This window comes from Variovorax sp. V15 (genome assembly GCF_041154425.1).
GTDB lineage: Bacteria > Pseudomonadota > Gammaproteobacteria > Burkholderiales > Burkholderiaceae_C > Variovorax > Variovorax guangxiensis.
The window spans coordinates 5,951,035-5,968,484 of sequence record NZ_AP028659.1 but is presented as its reverse complement, the minus strand read 5'-3'; the positions used below and the strand labels follow the sequence as shown (position 1 = coordinate 5,968,484).

Here is a 17,450-nt window from a genome sequence, read left to right as displayed (position 1 = left end):
GTGTGAAAGGGATCAGAAGTCCACAAGGCTGAGGCCGATGCTCAGCACGGTGCGCTTGCGGTTGTAGTCCACCAGCGTGTCGCCGTAGCCCGAGAACAGCTGCGTGTGGAAGCGCAGGTTGCTCTTGGTCGGGTCGCCGATGGCCTTGAGCCACTCGAGGCGGATCGAGCCTCGGCCGCTGTCGCGCAGGTTGTTGCGCACGGTCACGGCGAGCTGGTTGTCGCGGTTGAGGTTCCAGCGGCCGGTGATCTCGGCGCGGCCGTAGTAGTCGGCGATGTCGGGGTTGTCGTCCTTGGCGGCGCTCTCGTTGATGCGCTTCCAGATGCGGCCGGTGATGGTGAAGCGGTCGTCCAGCTCGGCGCCGCCCATCAGGTAGACGCGGTTCCAGCTGCGCGACAGCGGCAGGCTCTGGCCGTTCGACTGGTGCACGATGCCCAGCCCCGAATAGCGCCAGCGCCAGCCGCCCGGCAGCTTGAAGTCGGTCGGGTAGACGTACATCAGCTCGGGCTCGTGGTCGGTGGTGCGGAAGGGGCGCGAGATGGAGCCGTTGAAGAGTTGCCAGGTCGACTGCTGGCTGTAGGCGAACCACAGCGAGTCTTTTTTCACCGGGTCGTTCTGCGTGAGCATGCCCTGCGCGAGCTTGGTGCGCACCGACAGGCCGATGCGCATCTCGTTGGCCTGATAGGCCACCGGGTCGGCGGTGTGGCCGGCCGAAGGCGAGGTGGGCGTGTCGGGCTTCCTGGTGGCGGCCGATGCCGACACGTTGAGCGGGCGATAGCCGCGGAAGCCGAAGGTGCCGCAGTCGGTGGCGTTCTCCAGTTCCCAGAAGCGCGAGAGCGCCGAGTACTGGCGGTCGCGGCAGCCCTCGGTGGTGGCCACCGAGACCACGCGCGTGGCGGGAACCGTTCCATCGACCGGCGGCTGCGTGCTCGCGAGCACCGGCGGGGCGGCCGGCACCGCCGCGGCGGGCAGCGTCTGCTGCTGCGCCCATCGGTCGAAGCAGGCCAGTCGCGCCTCGTTGTTGGCGCCCAGCGCGGCGCACTGTTGCCAGGTGAGCTGCGAATCCGCCAGCGGGCTCGCGGGCTTGTCCACCGCCTGCGCATGGGCCATGCCCGCCGCGCCGCCGAAGCATGCGGCCACGGCCGTGAGCATGTTGAACCTGAAGCGAGATCGCGGCGAGATGGTGGTCGTCTTCGTCATTGCTTCTTTCCTTCCTGTGACGCCGGCGGCGCCGTCTTGCTGAGCACGAACGGGTGCGTGCTCTCGTCGGCCGCATTGCGCCACGTGCCCCTGAATTCGCGACCGCACGATCCGGTCTGCAGCTTGCCCGACCACACGCCGCTGATGGCGCGGCCGTCCTGCGACTCGTCGATGGAAAGCGCGCCTTCGTCGTCCACGTCGCCCGCGAGCTGCGCGACCGTGGCCTTCGCCGCGTTGGCGCCGTTGCGCGTGATGGTGCCGCGCACGCCGTCGTAGTCGGGGTGCTTGCCCAGCTGCACGACGGCCACGGCGGGCAGGTTGTCGAAGCGCGCTTCCCATTTGCCGTAGAGCGATTCCAGCGGCAGGTCGCGAGCGTCCGCGGGGCAGTCGGCGCTGCCGCCGCGCATCGAGGCGCAGCCGGCCAGCGCGATGAGCGCGCCGGCCAGCAGCGCGGCGGTTGCGGTGGTCTTCTTCGTCGTCATCGTCTTCATCGTCGTCATGACCCCGCCGCGGCGGCGGCGGCCTTGGCAGCGCTGTCCTGCGCCTTGCGCGCGAACTCGGCGCGCAGTGCCTTGAGCTTCTCGCGCGGGTCTTCCTTGGTGGTGGTCTTGTCCAGGCCCATCTCGGCAATGAAGCGGCTGGGCACGCAGGGCACCATCTCGCGGCCCTGCTTGCGTTTCTTGGTCCAGCTCACGGCCAGGCTGCGCTGCGCGCGGGTGATGCCCACGTACATCAGGCGGCGCTCTTCCTGCAGGCGCTGCAGCGTGTCTTCGCTCACCTGCTGCTGGCGGCCGTTGTCGTCGTCGAGCTTGAAGGGCAGCAGGCCCTCGCTCACGCCGATGAGCATCACGTGCGGCCATTCGAGGCCCTTGGAGGCGTGCAGCGTGGAGAGCGTGACCACGTCCTGGTCCTGCTCGCGCTCGCTGATGGTGGACAGCAGCGAGATGGTCTGCGCCACCTCGAGCAGGCTCTTGCGCTCGCTCTCGATGCCGCCGCTGTCGGCGCCCGAGGCGTCGTCGAGCGTGCCGCCGGCGCGCTGCGACATCCAGTCGACGAACTCCAGCACGTTGGTCCAGCGAGAGGCCGCGGCGGCTTCGCTGTCCTCGCCGTCGTACAGGTGCTTCTCGTAGTCGATCTCCTTGAGCCAGTCGAGCATGAAGGTGCGCGAGTCTTCCGCGCCCATGGTGCGGCGCGCGCGGTATTCGAGGTCGTTGATGTAGCGGCCGAACTCGTGGATGCCCTCCAGCGTGCGCTTGGGCATCACGCTGGGCAGCGAGGGGCTGAAGAGCGCCTCGAACAGGCTCAGCTTGTACTGGCTCGCGAAGGTGCCGAGGCTGGCGAGCGTGGTGTGGCCGATGCCGCGCTTGGGCGTGGTGATGGCGCGCAGGAACGCGGGGTCGTCGTCGTTGTTGACCCACAGGCGGAACCAGCCGCACAGGTCCTTGATCTCGGCACGGTCGAAGAAGCTCTGGCCGCCGGAGACCTTGTACGGGATCTGCGCCTTGCGCAGCGCCTGCTCGAACACGCGCGCCTGGTGGTTTGCGCGGTAGAGGATGGCGAAGTCGCGGTACTCCTTGTACTGCTTGCCCTGCGTTGTGGCCTCGCCCGCGCGGATGCTCACGATGCGCGCCACCGCGCGCTCGGCCTCGTGCACCTCGCTGTCGGCGTCGACGATGCGCACCGGCTCGCCTTCGCCGAGCTCGGAGAACAGCGTCTTCGGAAAGAGCTTGGGGTTGGGCCCGATCACGTTATTGGCCGCGCGCAGGATGGCGCTGGTGGAGCGGTAGTTCTGCTCCAGCTTGATGACCTTGAGCGCCGGGTAGTCGACCGGCAGCTTGCGCAGGTTGTCCAGCGTGGCGCCGCGCCAGCCGTAGATGGACTGGTCGTCGTCGCCCACCGCGGTGAAGTGGCCGCGCTCGCCGGCCAGGGCCCTGAGCACGTCGTACTGCGTGGCGTTGGTGTCCTGGTATTCGTCGACCAGGATGTGGCCCATCATCGCCTGCCACTTGGCGCGCACTTCCGGGAATTCGTAGAGCAGCTTCAGCGGCATGCCGATGAGGTCGTCGAAGTCCACGCTCTGGTAGGCCAGCAGGCGCTCCTCGTAGCGGGCCATGATCTTCGCGGTGATGCGCTCGTTGTCGTCGGCGGCCTGCGCCTCGGCCTGCGCCGAGGTCAGGCCCATGTTCTTCCACTTGCTGATGGTCCACTGCCAGATGCGGGCGGTGGCCGCGTCGGTGGTGCCGCCGGCGTCCTTCAGGATCTTCGTCACGTCGTCGGCGTCGAGGATGCTGAACGCGTTCTTCAGGCCCAGCACGCCGCCGTCCTCGCGCATCATGCGCACGCCCAGTGCGTGGAAGGTGCACACCACCACCTTGCGCGCGTCCTTGCCGATGAGGTCTTTCGCGCGCTCGCGCATTTCGGCCGCGGCCTTGTTGGTGAAGGTGATGGCCGCGATGCGTTGCGGCTCGATGCCCGACTGGATCAGCCGGCCGATCTTGTGGGTGATGACCCGCGTCTTGCCCGAGCCCGCGCCCGCGAGCACCAGGCAGGGACCGCTCATGTAGTTGACCGCTTCGAGCTGCGCGGGATTGAGTCCGTGAGACATGGGAGAAAAAGAGAACCGAGGGAACCGGGAGAGCCGAGAAAAACGCCGTGGGGAACGGCTGGCGCAAAGCGGCCAATGATACGGGGCCGGCCCCACCGGGGTTGTAGGCCGGCGGCGCCGATCCGGCCAACCGGCGGTGGCAACGACAATGGGGCGTGCTGCCTGTATTCCTTGTTACTTTCCCTTTCTTCGCGCTGATCGCGGCCGGCTACGGCGCTGCGCGCGCCCGCATCCTGCCGCTGGACGCCATTCCCGGCCTCAACACCTTCGTGCTGTATTTCGCGCTGCCGTGCATGCTGCTGCGCTTCGGCGCGGGCACGCCCATCGGGCAGCTGCTGGACGGCAGCGTCGCACTGGTTTGGGGCATCTGCGCGCTGGCGGTGGTTGCGGGCGTCGTGGCCTTCACACGCAACGCGCGCGTGGGCTGGAACGACGCCGCGTTCGGCGCGCTGGTGGCGGCGTTTCCGAACACCGGCTTCATGGGCGTGCCGCTGCTGGTGGCCATCCTCGGCGCGCAGGCGGCGGGGCCGATCATCATCACGATCGCGTTCGACCTGGTCGTCACTTCGTCGCTGTGCATCGCGCTGTCGCGGCTCGACGGGGCCGGTGGCGCCGGGCGGCACGGCGCCATGCTGGCCGCGCGCAAGGCGCTGCGCGGAATTCTCGTGAACCCGATGCCGTGGTCGATCCTGCTGGGCGTGCTGCTGTCGGCCGCGCGCTGGCCGCTGCCGGGGCCCGTCGAGCGCACCATCGCCATGCTGGCCGACGCGGCCTCGCCGGTGGCGCTCTTCACCATCGGCGCGGTGCTGGCCCGCTCGGCGCTGCTGGCGCGCGAGCACGACGCCAGCGCGGCGGTGGCCGAAGCGATGGGCGCCACCGGCCGCATGGGGGCAGCCAAGGCGCTCAAGGCCCCCTGGAGCGACGTGCTGCCGGTGGTGGCGGTGAAGCTGCTCGCGCATCCGCTGCTGGTGTGGGCCCTGGGGCTGGGCGCCATCGCGCTGGGGCTGCCGCTCTCGCAGCCGGCGCTGGTCACCATCGTGCTGGTCGCGGCGCTGCCGAGCGCGAGCAACGTGTCGATGCTGGCCGAGCGCTTCGGCGCGGACAACGGGCGCATCGCCCGCATCATCCTGTGGACGACGGTGATTGCCTTCCCGAGCTTCCCGCTCGCCGTGAGCGCGCTACGGGGTTAGCACGCCGAGCTTGAAGGGGTCGGCATCGGCGAGCCGCTCGCACTTCGAGAAATCGCGGCCTTGCGTGCCGTCGCAGTAATAGGTGTTGTAGACGCGGCCGAAGAGCGTGGGGCTCGCGGTGAAGAGCACGCCGTGGTCGGGCTGCCAGTTGTCCCTGGCCGCCGCTGGCGCCGCGCTGGTCTCCATGGCCTTGGCGGAAGCCGACGTGGGCGTGAACTCGGCCAGCGTCTTGTGGGCCTCGTCGCCGCGCCAGCGTATTGCCAGCTCGGCGGGGGTGGGGCGCTGCGCCACGGGCAGCAGGATGCCGTTGACCTGCAGGCCGTAGCCGAAGCGGTGGGTCCTGCCGGCCAGGAAGGCGTAGGCGCAGGCCGCCATGCACTGGCCGCGCACCTCGGTCTGCACGCCGCTCGCGCGGATGGCGTCGGCGAATGCGCCGGCTGCTTCGGCGGTACCGCCGAAAGAGTCCTCGAAGACCACGGTATGGACTGTTCCGCTGCCGAGCTGCTCGGTGAACTCCTTGATCATGGTGCCGTCGAGCATGCCCGACACCACGAGGCGGCTGCCCTGCAGCTCCAGCTCGGCGGCCGGGGCCGATGGCACGGCGAAGGCAAGGACGAGGCCGGCGAGGCCCGATGCCAGCGAGAGGGACCAACCAGGGAGGAACGGCGGTTTCACGGTGACCTACCTTTGCAACCAGTGAGCGAGGCAGTTTGGAGTTCGCAATCCGCGGCGGGTTCGCGTCTTTACAGCTTGAGCAGCGCCGGGGTGCGTCGTCAACTCTTTTTTCACAAATTTGCGGTAGTTCCGGGCATGTCGTAAGACATAGCTATCCGCTACCACTTCAGATGAATGCTTGGGTTTGCAGGTGCGCTGCTACAGTGCTTCCAAGTCAAAGATGTGAATGGGGCGCGCGATGGCAATTCTGGTTCGCATCCTTCTGTGGCTGGCCTGGCTCTCGGCGGTCGGCTGGTTCTGGCATGCCGGCAAGTTCGGCACCGCCACGGCGATCGCGCTCGCCGCGCTGAGCCTTGTGGTGTTCGCATGGCCCGTGAGCGTCGCGCGGCGCAGGCACAACGAACTTCGCTACGTGGACATGGGCAAGGAGCCGACCGGCTACCACTGAAACCGCGGTCTGAGGGCCGACCGCGCCCGCACGCTCAGATGCTGTGCGGATCGACGTCGATCAGCCAGCGGATCACGCCCTTGCCCTGCGGCGTTCGCCTCAGTTCGTGCAGCAGCGGCTGCCACGCCGCAAGCAGCTTCTGCAGCGCGGCGCGCGAGGGGCTTTCGATCAGCATCTGCGCGCGCTCCACGTTCGCCACGCGCTGTATCGCCAGCGGCACCGCCGGATAGCGTGTGACCACGTCCGCGCCCGGCAGCGACTCGGACTGGTCGGCCGCCGTGTTCAGGAAACCCTGCGCCACCGACTGTTCGCGCGCGTCGGCCCGCAGCAGCGCCTGGAACGCGAAGGGCGGCATTCCGGCGGCGCGGCGCTCGTCGAGCTGCTGCGCGGCGAAGGCGGTGTAGTCGTGCCTGCGCAGCGCCATGAAGAGCGGGTGCTGCGCGTGGTGCGTCTGGATCCACATCTCGGCCGTTGCGCCCTGCGCCGCGAGGTACGCGGCGTCGCGGCCCGCGCGGCCGGCCGACTGCATCAGCAGGCTGAAGAGCCGCTCCGGCGCGCGGAAGTCGCTGGAGAACAGCGCGCCGTCGGGGTTCACCGCGGCCACCAGCGTGATGCGGCGGAAGTCGTGGCCCTTGGCGATCATCTGCGTGCCCACCAGCACGTCGACCTCGCCCGCGTGCACGGCCGCGAGCTGCGATTCGAGCGCGCCCTGCTTCTTGGTGCTGTCGGCGTCGATGCGCGCGATGCGAACCGCACTGCCGTCGGGCCGCTTCACCGACGAGAACAGCTCTGCCAGATGCTCCTCGAGCCGCTCGGTGCCGCGGCCCACGGGCGCGATGTCGGGGTTGCCGCAGGCCGGGCAGGCGCGCGGCACGCGCTCGGTGAAGCCGCAGTGGTGGCAGCGCAGCGTGCGGTCCATCTTGTGGAACACGCGGTACGCGCTGCAGTGCGGGCATTCGCTCTTCCAGCCGCAGTCGCCGCACGCCAGCACCGGCGCATAGCCGCGCCGGTTGAGGAAGATCATGCTCTGCTCGCCGCGCGCGATGCGCTGGCCGATCGCGTCGAGCAGCGCGCCCGAGATCACCGTCTTCGGCGGCTGCAGGTTCATGTCGACCAGCCGCACGGCCGGCAGCTCGCCCGCGCCGATGCGCGAGGGCATGGCCAGCCGCACGTAGCGCCCGCCGGGGTCTTCGCCCTCGGCGGGGCGGCTCTGGTGCCAGCTTTCGAGCGAGGGCGTGGCCGAGCCCAGGATCACCCGGGCCTTTTCGCGCTGGCCGCGCCACACGGCGAGGTCGCGCGCGGAATAGCGCGCGCCTTCCTGCTGCTTGTAGCTGGGGTCGTGTTCCTCGTCGACCACGATGAGCTTCAACGCCGGTATCGACGCGAACACCGCCATGCGCGTGCCCAGCACGATGCGCGCCGCGCCGCTGTGCGCCGCGAGCCAGCTCGCCAGGCGCTGCGGGTTGGTCATGCCGCTGTGCAGCGACACCACCGCCTCGTCGCCGAAGCGCGCCTTGAAGCGGGCTTCGAGCTGCGGCGTGAGGTTGATCTCGGGCACCATCACCAGCGCCTGAGCCCCGGGCTCGCGCGCGAGCAGGTCGGCCACGCAGCGCAGGTACACCTCCGTCTTGCCGCTGCCGGTGCTGCCGGCCAGCAGGAAGGTGCCTGTTCCCTCCTCGATGCGCGCCAGCACGGCGGTCTGCTCGGCGCTCAGCGCCACCGGGTTCGACGACTCGGCCGTCTGCGCCACCGGCCCGGCCGCGCTCTTGCGCTTGAGCCGGCGCGCGAGCTGCGCCGTCGACAGGTCGCGCAGCTGCGGCGGCAGGGCGGCCAGCGCGATCTCGCCGATGGAGCGCTGGTAGTAGCGCGCGGCGAAAGCCACGAGGTCGCGCCAGCCCTCTCCCAGCGGCGCGAGCGCGTCGAGCGCCGCGCCCACCGGCTTGAGTGCCATGTCGGGCTCGGCGCCCACGAGCGATACCGGCTCGTTCCAGACCACGCCCAGCACCTCGCGCTTGCCCAGCGGCACCCGCACCAGCGTGCCGGGCGGCATCGGCTCGGCGCCGGCGTAGCTCAGCAGGTCGCCGAGCGCGGCGTGCGCGGGCGTCTGCACGGCGATGTCGAGCCGCCACGGCAGCGCCGGCGGGGCGCCGTTCGTCGGCTGGAGGGGCTCGTCGAGAGGCAGTCCGGCGGTGGAGATGGGAAGTCCTTCTTGGGGCGGTTTGTTAAAAAGTCTTCGAGCAAGGGCGCTTAAGTCGTTGATTTTTCAGCGCTTTGGGCCTCATCCAGAGTTCCTGTGGATAACTTTGTTGACAAGCGGGCTGGACTCGCTGCCAAGCCTTGAAAATCAAGGCTCCGGCTGGATTGCCCGGAAAAAAAGCAAAGTTCAAACTCTATATAAATCAACGACTTAGCTTTGCTATCTCTTTGGAAGCAAGGAAGATGGGTAACCCGGAAATCTTGCGCACTGCAACACGTGTTTTGTGCATAAGTGCGGATGCATATACCGTTTTTGCGCTTGACAAACGGCCGCGGGCCGACTTCTCAAGGCTGCTGCGCCTGCGCCGACCGGTTCAGGCCGATAACAATTTCAGCCACGCATCGCCCGCGACTTCGCGTGCACCGCGGCCACCAGCGCCGCCACGTGCTCCGGCGGCGTGAACTGGCTGATGCCGTGGCCCAGGTTGAAGATGTGCGTCGGGCCCTGGGTCGTGCGGTCGGCATGCGGCTTGCCGAAGGCTTCCAGCACCTTGGCCACTTCGGCCTCGATCTGCGCGGGCGGCGCGAACAGCACGTTCGGGTCGATGTTGCCCTGCAGCGCCTTGGCCGTGCCGTCCGTGCCCTCTGCGACCCTGCGGCGCGCGGCGCCCAGGTTGACGGTCCAGTCCACGCCCAGCACCTCGCAGTCGAGCGCGCGCATGTCGTCCAGCCACAGGCCGCCGCCCTTGGTGAAGACGATGCGCGGCACCGGCTGGCCGTCGGCGCCGGTGCGTTTCAGGCCGGCCAGCACGCGGGCCGTGTAGGCGAGGCTGAATTCCTGGAAGGCGCCGTCGGCCAGCACGCCGCCCCAGCTGTCGAACACCATCACGGCCTGCGCGCCGGCGTCGATCTGGGCGTTGAGATACGCGGCCACCGAGTCGGCGTTGACCGCGAGGATGCGGTGCATCAGGTCGGGGCGGCCGTAGAGCATGCTCTTGACCAGCCGGTAGTCGCTGGAGCCCGCGCCTTCCACCATGTAGCAGGCCAGCGTCCACGGGCTGCCCGTGAAGCCGATCAGCGGCACCCGGCCGTTCAGAGCCTTGCGGATCGAGGCCACGGCGTCGAACACATAGCGCAGCTTTTCCATGTCGGGCACCTCTAGCGCCCCCACCGCCGCCTCGTCGCGCACCGGGCGCGCGAAGCGAGGGCCCTCGCCGGCCTCGAACGACAGGCCGAGGCCCATCGCGTCGGGCACCGTCAGGATGTCGGAGAAAAGAATGGCAGCGTCCAGCGGATAGCGCTCCAGCGGCTGCAGCGTGACCTCGGTCGCGTAGCCGGTGTTGGTGGCAAGCCCCATGAAGCTGCCCGCCTTGGCGCGGGTGGCCACGTACTCCGGCAGGTAGCGGCCGGCCTGGCGCATCAGCCAGACGGGCGTGTGGTCGGTGGCCTGGCGCCAGCAGGCTCGCAGGAAAGTGTCGTTTTGCAGGGGGGCGAAGGGCATCGGGCGATTGTCGCAGGGGTGTGTCCTGGCCTCCCAGGCGACCGATTTGGCCACTGCAACCCCGGATCGCCGTCGTGCGCGGCCTCCCACGGCAGCGACGCCTCGCAGGCCGGCGACTCGAGAACGGCTACACCACGGGGACGGTCGTCGAGTGCGATGGGGGGCTGCGGCTGGTGTGATGCCCGCCGGCCTTTGCCCGGGCCTCGGCATTGGCCTACGGCACGGGTGCGACCGAGCCGACCCGCGATGCGTGAAGGCGCTCCTAGCCTGCGGCGGATGAATCAACCCGGCACAGGAGATCACGCATGAACACACGTCAGGTGGATACCCGCGTGCGGCATCGCCGCATCCAGCTGGGCGAGGTCGACACCTTCTATCGCGAAGCCGGTCCGGCCGATGCGCCCGCCGTGCTGCTTCCGCACGGCTACCCATGCTCGTCCTACGAGTTCCGCGAGCTCATGCCGAGGCTGGCCGACCGCTGGCGGCTGGTCGCGCCCGACTATCCGGGCTTCGGCTACAGCGCCACGCCGGAAGACTTCGACTACAGCTTCGACGGCTACGCGGCCTTTCTCGACCGTTTCGTGAAGGCGCTGGATATCCAGCGCTTCGCGCTCTACCTGCACGACTTCGGCTCGCCGATCGGCGCGCGCCTGGCGATCATGGCGCCCGAGCGCGTGGCGGCCCTCGTCATCCAGAACGGCGACATCCCTTACGAGGACGCGCTGGGGCCCAAGTACGCCGAGATCGAGCAGACTTGGACGCTGCCCGCGCGGCAGATGCGCGAGCAGCTGTCCAAGGCGATCACCGAAGAGATCTTCAAGGAGGAGTTTCTGAACGCGGTGCGCCCCGAGCTCGCGCAACGCATTCCGCCCGACCTGTGGAAGCTGCACTGGTCGCTGATGACGCCGGAGCGCAAGGAGGTAGCGGTCGACCTGATCGCGGGGCTGAAGGAGAACCGCGCCTGGTTCCCGCGGCACCGAAAGTACCTCGCCACGCACCGCCCACCCACGCTGATCGTGTGGGGCCTGCAGGATCACTACATGCCGGAGCAATCAGGGCGCGCGTACCTCCGCGACTTGCCCGAGGCCGAGTTCCATCTGCTCGACGGCGGCCATTGGCTGCTGGAAACTCATCTCGACGAGGTGGAGGCGTTGATGCGGGCCTTTCTGGGGCGGGTGCACGCCCCTGCATGACGCACTCGTGAGCGCGTCGGCTCATCGGCACACGGGCCCGAAGAACGAAATGTTTTGTTGAAAAGACAGCGGCAGATACACAGCGATACGCAGGGCCGGGAGAACGGCGGTCGGAGGGGCGACATTCGGGTCCGCCAACCCCTCCACCCTCAGTCACTCAGGAAATTCCAATGTCAACGTCGTTCCAACTGCCCCGCAGAAACTTTCTCGCCGCAACGGCCCTCGGTGCCGCGGCCGCGCAGCTCGCAGCGCTCACGCCGGCCTTCGCGCAGGCGGCCACAGGCTCGTCTTCCAGGCGCCTCGAGCCGCTCAAGAGCATCGATGCCGGCACGCTCAGCATCGGCTACTACGAGGCGGGTCCGGCCGACGGCGCGCCGGTGATCCTGCTGCATGGCTGGCCCTACGACATCCACATGTTCGTCGACGTGGCTCCGGCACTCGCGGCGGCGGGCTTCCGGGTCATCGTGCCGTACCTGCGCGGCTACGGCACCACGCGCTTCCTGTCGGCGGACACGCCGCGCAACGGGCAACAGTCGGTGGTCGCGGTGGACATCATCGCGCTGATGGACGCGCTGAAGATCCAGGTCGCCACCGTCGCCGGCTGCGACTGGGGCGCGCGCACGGCCTGCATCATGGCCGCGCTGTGGCCGCAGCGCGTGAAGGCGCTGGTGTCGGTGAGCGGCTACCTCATCGGCAGCCAGGAGGCCGGCAAGGTGCCGCTGCCGCCGCAGGCCGAGCTGCAGTGGTGGTACCAGTACTACTTCGCGACCGAGCGCGGCCGCGCGGGCTACGAGAAGAACCGCCACGACTTCGCCAAGCTGATCTGGCAGACGGCGTCGCCCAAGTGGAACTTCGACGCGGCCACCTTCGACCGCAGCGCCGTGGCGCTGGACAACCCCGACCACGTGGCGATCACGGTCCACAACTACCGCTGGCGACTCGGCCTCGTCGAAGGCGAGGCGAAGTACCAGGCGCTGGAGGACCGGCTCGCCAAGGCGCCGGTGATCGGCGTGCCCACCATCACGCTCGAAGGCGACGCCAACGGCGCGCCGCATCCGGAGCCCAGCGCCTATGCGAAGAAGTTCTCGGGGCGCTACGAGCATCGGCTGGTCAGCGGCGGCATCGGCCACAACCTGCCGCAGGAAGCGCCCGAGGCCTTCACGAAGGCCGTGATCGACGCCGCGCGAGGCTGATGAAGCCTGGAACTCAGGAGCAATCGCCATGTGGAACATCCATCAGGCCTACATCGACGGCGCCTTCGTGCCCGTGCAGGGCAGCGAGCGGCTGGAGATCGTCAGCCCGGCCACCGGCCAGCCTATCGGCACCGTGACGCTGGCGAACCGAGACGACGCGAAGCGCGCCATCGAAGCCGCGAGCCGGGCGCAGCCAGTGTTGGCGGCCAGTACCAAGGCGCAGCGCATCGACATGCTCAGGCGCCTCGAAGCCGCCGTGCTCGCGCGCACCGAGCAGATCTGCGAAGCCACCATCGAGGAGTACGGCGGTCCGCTGGCCCGCTCGCGATGGGTCAGCAACTACGCCTCGCAGTGTTTTGCCGACACGGCGCGGATGCTGGAGGGCTATGAGTTCGAGCGCCGCATGGGCGACGCCATCGTGCGCATGGAGCCGGTCGGCGTCGCCGGCCTCATCGCGCCCTGGAACAGCACCGCCGGGAGCATCTGCAGCAAGCTGGCCTCGGCCATCGCCGCGGGCTGCGCATCGGTGATCAAGCCCAGCGAGTTCAGTCCGCTGCAGGCACAGGTCGTGACCGAGGCGCTGCACGAGGCCAGCCTGCCGGCGGGCGCGGTCAACGTGCTGCTCGGGCGCGGCGGCGACGTGGGCGACGAGATCGCCACCCATCCGGCCATCGCCAAGATTTCGTTCACCGGCTCCACGGCCACCGGCAAGCTCATCGCACGCGCGGGCCTGGACACGCTCAAGCGCGTGAGCCTCGCGCTCTCGGGCAAGTCGGCCACCGTGGTGCTGGACGATGCCGACCTGCCGACGGTGCTGCCCATGGCGCTGGGCGCGGCCTTCATGAACAACGGCCAGGCCTGCGTGGCGGGCACGCGGCTGCTGATTCCGAACGCGCGGATGGCGCAGGCCATCGAGCTCTTGCGCGCGGCGGCTGAAGCCATGCGCGTGGGCGATCCGCGGGACCCCGCCACCGCGGTCGGGCCGCTGGCGAGCAAGGCGCAGTTCGAGCGCGTGCAGCGCTACATCCGACGCGGGCTCGAACAGGGTGCGACGCTGGTGGCCGGCGGCGAAGGGCGCCCGGAAGGCTTCGACAAGGGCTGGTTCGTGCGCCCCACCGTGTTCGCGAACGTGCGCAACGACATGGACATCGCGCGCGAGGAGATCTTCGGGCCGGTGCTCTCGGTGATCGGCTACGACGGCGAGGACGAAGCGGTGGAGATCGCCAACGACTCGCCGTACGGCCTGCAGGCTTATGTCTTCTCCTCGCAGCAGCAACGCGCGTTGAACGTGGCTTCGAGGCTGCGCGCCGGCACGGTGCTGGTCAACCGCGTCACGCCCGAGCTGAGCGCGCCCTTCGGAGGCGTGAAGCAGTCGGGCATCGGCAGGGAGTTCGGGCTCTTCGGCATGGAGGCTTTCCTGGAGCCGAAGACGGTGGCTGTCGCGCAGCCGGGCTGAAGCCGCGCGGGGGCGGCAAGGAGGGTTGGGGCAGGCGCTATCCTGCCTCATGCTTTCTACAAAATCCGCTTCCGTCGCGTTGAACGCCGGCAGGAGGCAATCGAGGGCCTGGGCATGGCTCTTCTGCGTCCCGATCTTGCTGTGCATCGCGCTCGGCTCATGCCCGGCATTCGCGCAGACGAAGACGGCCCTCGTGCCCGTGCCGCCGATGAAGACGCGCGTGGTCGATCTCACGAACACGCTGAGCGCGGGCGATGCCGACGCGCTGCGCAACGACATCTCGGAGCTCGAGAGCAGCACGCAGGCGCAGCTCGCGGTGCTGATCGTGCCGACGACGGGCCAGGAGGCGATCGAGCAATACGCCACGCGCGTGTTCGCGCGCTGGAAGCTGGGCCGCAAGGACGAGGACGACGGCGTGCTGGTGCTCGTCGCGCTGAAGGACCGCAGGATGCGCATCGAGGTCGGCAAGGGCCTCGAAGGCACGATCACCGACATCCAGGCGTCCTCCGTCATCGACCGGCAGATGGTGCCGCGCTTTCGCGAGGGCGACTACGCGGCCGGCCTGAAGGACGCGGTGCGCGCGCTGTCGCGGTTGATCGGCGCGCCGGCGGCATTGCCGGACACGCTCGCATCGGACAGCTCGCCCTCGCCGCTGCCGGTGGACGAAGGCCCTGTGCCGGCGGCATCCGGCGGGGGGCTCACGCCCGAAGGCAAGGCCTTCCTCGGCGTCATGCTGTGGAGCATCGGCGTGGGGGCGTGGCATGGGCTGGGCGCGGGGCCGCTGGTCGGCACGCGCCGCCGCGCCGCGCGGCCGTCTTCGCGCGGCAAGCGTTCGGGCAAGCGCGGTCGCCGTGTGCAGCGGCCCGAGCCCTGGGCGCAGGCGCTGCGGGAGATCGAACCCGAAGCGCCCGCCAGGCCGCGCGACTGGCGGCTCGTTCTCGGCCTGGTCGGCGCGGGTCCGCTGGGCGGGGCGGCCATGCTGCTGAACCCGTTCATGGCAATGGCCCTGGCGATTCCCGCGCTCTTCCTCTACGGCCTCGGCTACCTCTGCGGCCGCGTGAAGGAGGTGGCCTATGTGCTCGGCGGCATCGCGGCGGTGATCGCGGCGCTGGCGTGCATCGCCTTCATGGTCGGCGGCGAGGCCTTCTGGCCCGGCTTCCTGTGGGCGCTGGGCATCGGCGGCGCGGGCCTGCTGGCCACGGTCATCGTCTTCGGCGTCCGCAACACCTGGCGCGACGGCAGCGCGTGGGGCTTCGTGATCCGCTGGATCGTGGTGGCGGGCGTGGCCGTTGCAGCGGTGGCGATCACCGAGCCCGGACCGTTCCCAGGCGAGACGTGGATCCCGGTGGCCGTCGCGACCGTGCTGGCGCTGCTGTTCATGTTCGTGTTCCCGATCTTCGGCTCGGGCAGCAGCGATGGCGACAACTCCGACAGCGGCTGGAGCAGCGGCTCGTCGAGCAGTTCTTCGAGCAGCAGTGGCAGCAGTTCGTCGGGCAGCTCCTCGTCCGGCGGAGGCGGCTCCAGCAGCGGAGGCGGCGCCTCGGGCAGCTGGTAGTAGCCGTCGATCAGACCACCGGTACGCGCCCGGCGTCGGCCGGATTCACGTTGCGGCGGTACAGCACCAGCGTGGCGATCAGGCCGCACACTGCGGCGCCCGTCATCCACAGGCCCGGCGCGCCCTTGTCGCCGGTCATCTCGATAAGCCCCGTGGCGATGGCCGGCGTGAAGCCGCCGAAGATCGCGGTGGCCAGGCTGTAGGCCAGCGAGAAGCCGGCGGTGCGCACGTTGACCGGCATCACCTCGGTGAGCGCGACCACCATCGCGCCGTTGTAGCTCGCGTACAGGAACGACAGCCACAGTTCCACTTCGAGCATGCGCGCGAAGCTCGGCGCGCCCACCAGCCACTTGAGTGCCGGGTAGGCCGTGAGGATGGTCAGCACCGTGAACACGATCAGCAGCGGCTTGCGGCCCACGCGGTCGGACAGCGCGCCCATGACCGGCAGCCAGAAGAAGTTGGAGATGGCCACGCACAGCGTGACGATCAGCGCGTCGGTGGTGCTCAGGTGCAGCACGGCCTTGCCGAAGGTGGGGGTGTAGACGGTGATCAGGTAGAACGACACGGTGGTCATCGACACCAGCATCATCCCGGCGATGACCAGGCCCCAGTTGGCGACCATCGAGCGGAAGATCTCGCGCGCGTCGGGGCGGTGCTTGCGCGCCATGAACTCCTCGGTCTCCTGCAGCGAGCGGCGGATGATGAACAGCACCGGCACGATCAGGCAGCCCACGAAGAAGGGAATGCGCCAGTAGAAGTCGCCGATCTCCTGCGGCGTGAAGGTCACGTTGAGCCAGTAGCCCAGCGCGGCCGCCACGACGATGGCCACCTGCTGGCTGGCCGACTGCCAGCTCACGTAGAAGCCCTTGTGGCCCGGTGTCGCCATCTCCGACAGGTACACCGACACGCCGCCGAGCTCCACGCCGGCCGAGAAGCCCTGCAGCAGCCGGCCGATGAGCACAAGCACCGGGGCCGCGAGGCCGATGGTCGCGTAGGCTGGCACGCAGGCGATCAGCAGCGTGCCCAGCGCCATCAGCGCGAGCGTGACGATCAGGCCCTGGCGGCGGCCCACGCGGTCGACGTAGGCGCCCAGGAAGATCGCGCCCAGCGGCCGCATCAGGAAGCCGGCGCCGAAGGTCATGAAGGTCAGCATCAGCGAGGCGAACTCGTTGCCGGCCGGGAAGAAGGCCTTCGAGATCTGCGTGGCGTAGAAGCCGAACAGGAAGAAGTCGAACATCTCCATGAAGTTGCCGCCCGTCACGCGCAGGACGGTGGCGAACTTGGAGGAGGAAGCGGTGGAGGCGCGGGCAGCGTTGCCCTTTTGCGCGGCGCTGGGCGCAGGATTCATCTTGTTGTCCCCTTGGGCAGTACTGGCGATGTGCTCGCCCAAGGGTAGTAGCGGCTCCCCGACCGCTACCTGACTGCGGCGGTCAGGTAGCTGTCACCCGCCGCGCGGCGGGTGTGGCCAATTGCCCGGCCGTCAGGTCTTGTACTTGATCGAGCAGCCGTAGGGCCGCGTGGCGGCAGCCGAGATCGGCCTGCCGCCGAAGGCCTCGCCCAGGGCCTGGTTCACGTAGTTGGTCGCGGTCTTGATGTCGTCCACCCGCGCCGAGGCGATGCTGTCGATGCCGCCCGCGTACACCAGCGTGCCCTTGGGGTCGATGATGAAGATGTGCGGCGTGGTGCGCGCGCCGTAGACCTGGCCGATGAGGCCGTCCTCGTCCATCAGCACGGCGGTGGGCGCGGCCTTCTGCGACTTCATCCAGGCATCGAGCGCCTCGGGCTTGAGGTAGTCGGTGGCGGCGCGCTCGGTGGAATTGATGGCCAGCCACACCACGCCCTTGTCGGTGGCGGCCTTCTGCGTGGCGGGCATGTTGCCGCTGCCGTAGTGCTTGCGCACGAAGGGGCAGCCGGGGTTGGTCCATTCGAGCACCACGAACTTGCCCGCGAAATCGGACAGCTTGTGCTTGGCGCCGGTGGTGTCGACGGCCACGAAATCGGGCGCCTGCTGGCCCACGGCGGGCGCTGCGGCGGCATTGCCGCCCATCAGGAAGGTGGCGCCCAGCGCCACGGCGGCGGCGACGACGGCACGGCGGGAGGCCCGGCTCAGGGCGGCGCGGGCGTTGCGCGCGGCGCGGAAGGAACGCGAGTCGGCGGTTGGCGAGAGAGACATGGCCAGCTTGAACTCCAAGACAAAATTCCAAACAACAACTGCAGCTTAGAACGGTTCCTTCAAGT

The 17,450-nt window shown here is 69.1% G+C and carries 14 protein-coding genes; 6 read left to right on the top strand and 8 right to left on the bottom strand.

Annotated elements, in window-relative coordinates; translation table 11 throughout:
* Positions 1 to 12: 12 nt before the first annotated feature.
* From ACAM57_RS28320 to ACAM57_RS28310, 3 genes are read right to left on the bottom strand one after another with little or no spacing between them, the layout of a single operon-like run.
* Positions 13 to 1,200: a phospholipase A gene (locus ACAM57_RS28320; protein WP_369659751.1), complete on the bottom strand. Its 1,188-nt coding sequence runs from the start codon at positions 1,198 to 1,200 to the stop codon at positions 13 to 15.
* Positions 1,197 to 1,700 (bottom strand): hypothetical protein, encoded by a 504-nt coding sequence (locus tag ACAM57_RS28315; protein WP_369659750.1) that lies wholly within the window; start codon positions 1,698 to 1,700, stop codon positions 1,197 to 1,199. Before ACAM57_RS28315 ends, ACAM57_RS28320 begins: the two co-directional genes overlap by 4 nt.
* Positions 1,697 to 3,805, bottom strand: coding sequence for an ATP-dependent helicase (locus ACAM57_RS28310; RefSeq protein WP_126021612.1), 2,109 nt, complete (start codon positions 3,803 to 3,805; stop codon positions 1,697 to 1,699). Before ACAM57_RS28310 ends, ACAM57_RS28315 begins: the two co-directional genes overlap by 4 nt.
* 155 nt (positions 3,806 to 3,960) lie before the next feature.
* On the opposite strand from ACAM57_RS28310, the gene ACAM57_RS28305 reads away from it, so the two are divergent.
* A complete protein-coding gene (locus ACAM57_RS28305; RefSeq protein WP_369659749.1) occupies positions 3,961 to 4,995 on the top strand; it encodes an AEC family transporter in 1,035 nt (344 codons plus the stop codon).
* Here ACAM57_RS28305 and ACAM57_RS28300 read toward each other — a convergent pair.
* On the bottom strand, positions 4,984 to 5,670 hold the full coding sequence (locus ACAM57_RS28300) for a hypothetical protein (protein WP_240650585.1): 687 nt from the start codon (positions 5,668 to 5,670) through the stop codon (positions 4,984 to 4,986). The genes ACAM57_RS28305 and ACAM57_RS28300 overlap by 12 nt on opposite strands.
* 238 nt (positions 5,671 to 5,908) lie before the next feature.
* Between ACAM57_RS28300 and ACAM57_RS28295 the strand changes: the two genes are divergently transcribed.
* Positions 5,909 to 6,118: a hypothetical protein gene (locus ACAM57_RS28295; RefSeq protein WP_126021610.1), complete on the top strand. Its 210-nt coding sequence runs from the start codon at positions 5,909 to 5,911 to the stop codon at positions 6,116 to 6,118.
* Positions 6,119 to 6,152: 34 nt separating this feature from the next.
* Here the strand turns inward: ACAM57_RS28295 and ACAM57_RS28290 are convergent, their stop codons facing one another.
* Both ACAM57_RS28290 and hemE read right to left on the bottom strand, forming a co-directional pair.
* Positions 6,153 to 8,228: a primosomal protein N' gene (locus tag ACAM57_RS28290; protein ID WP_369659748.1), complete on the bottom strand. Its 2,076-nt coding sequence runs from the start codon at positions 8,226 to 8,228 to the stop codon at positions 6,153 to 6,155.
* A gap of 477 nt (positions 8,229 to 8,705) precedes the next feature.
* On the bottom strand, positions 8,706 to 9,815 hold the full coding sequence (hemE, locus tag ACAM57_RS28285; RefSeq protein ID WP_126021608.1) for a uroporphyrinogen decarboxylase: 1,110 nt from the start codon (positions 9,813 to 9,815) through the stop codon (positions 8,706 to 8,708).
* 305 nt (positions 9,816 to 10,120) lie between these two features.
* Between hemE and ACAM57_RS28280 the strand changes: the two genes are divergently transcribed.
* From ACAM57_RS28280 to ACAM57_RS28265, 4 genes are all read left to right on the top strand, one after another.
* Positions 10,121 to 11,008: an alpha/beta fold hydrolase gene (locus ACAM57_RS28280; protein ID WP_369659747.1), complete on the top strand. Its 888-nt coding sequence runs from the start codon at positions 10,121 to 10,123 to the stop codon at positions 11,006 to 11,008.
* 170 nt (positions 11,009 to 11,178) lie between these two features.
* Positions 11,179 to 12,201: an alpha/beta fold hydrolase gene (locus ACAM57_RS28275; RefSeq protein ID WP_369659746.1), complete on the top strand. Its 1,023-nt coding sequence runs from the start codon at positions 11,179 to 11,181 to the stop codon at positions 12,199 to 12,201.
* A 28-nt stretch (positions 12,202 to 12,229) separates the two neighbouring features.
* On the top strand, positions 12,230 to 13,657 hold the full coding sequence (locus ACAM57_RS28270; RefSeq protein ID WP_369659745.1) for an aldehyde dehydrogenase family protein: 1,428 nt from the start codon (positions 12,230 to 12,232) through the stop codon (positions 13,655 to 13,657).
* A 193-nt stretch (positions 13,658 to 13,850) separates the two neighbouring features.
* Positions 13,851 to 15,212 (top strand): YgcG family protein, encoded by a 1,362-nt coding sequence (locus ACAM57_RS28265; RefSeq protein ID WP_369659744.1) that lies wholly within the window; start codon positions 13,851 to 13,853, stop codon positions 15,210 to 15,212.
* A 10-nt stretch (positions 15,213 to 15,222) separates the two neighbouring features.
* On the opposite strand, the gene ACAM57_RS28260 is transcribed toward ACAM57_RS28265, so the two are convergent.
* Complete coding sequence (locus ACAM57_RS28260; RefSeq protein ID WP_184634397.1) at positions 15,223 to 16,560, bottom strand: MFS transporter; 1,338 nt, start codon at positions 16,558 to 16,560, stop codon at positions 15,223 to 15,225.
* 132 nt (positions 16,561 to 16,692) lie between these two features.
* Positions 16,693 to 17,385, bottom strand: coding sequence for a thioredoxin family protein (locus tag ACAM57_RS28255; protein ID WP_184634398.1), 693 nt, complete (start codon positions 17,383 to 17,385; stop codon positions 16,693 to 16,695).
* Between the last annotated feature and the right edge of the window lie 65 nt (positions 17,386 to 17,450).

Coding starts and splice junctions, on each gene's coding strand:
- ACAM57_RS28320 (WP_369659751.1), bottom strand. CDS start 1,200: ATGACGAAGACGACCACCATCTCGCCGCGATCTCGCTTCAGGTTCAAC.
- ACAM57_RS28315 (WP_369659750.1), bottom strand. CDS start 1,700: ATGACGACGATGAAGACGATGACGACGAAGAAGACCACCGCAACCGCC.
- ACAM57_RS28310 (WP_126021612.1), bottom strand. CDS start 3,805: ATGTCTCACGGACTCAATCCCGCGCAGCTCGAAGCGGTCAACTACATG.
- ACAM57_RS28295 (WP_126021610.1), top strand. CDS start 5,909: ATGGCAATTCTGGTTCGCATCCTTCTGTGGCTGGCCTGGCTCTCGGCG.
- hemE (WP_126021608.1), bottom strand. CDS start 9,815: ATGCCCTTCGCCCCCCTGCAAAACGACACTTTCCTGCGAGCCTGCTGG.
- ACAM57_RS28280 (WP_369659747.1), top strand. CDS start 10,121: ATGAACACACGTCAGGTGGATACCCGCGTGCGGCATCGCCGCATCCAG.
- ACAM57_RS28275 (WP_369659746.1), top strand. CDS start 11,179: ATGTCAACGTCGTTCCAACTGCCCCGCAGAAACTTTCTCGCCGCAACG.
- ACAM57_RS28270 (WP_369659745.1), top strand. CDS start 12,230: ATGTGGAACATCCATCAGGCCTACATCGACGGCGCCTTCGTGCCCGTG.
- ACAM57_RS28260 (WP_184634397.1), bottom strand. CDS start 16,560: ATGAATCCTGCGCCCAGCGCCGCGCAAAAGGGCAACGCTGCCCGCGCC.
- ACAM57_RS28255 (WP_184634398.1), bottom strand. CDS start 17,385: ATGTCTCTCTCGCCAACCGCCGACTCGCGTTCCTTCCGCGCCGCGCGC.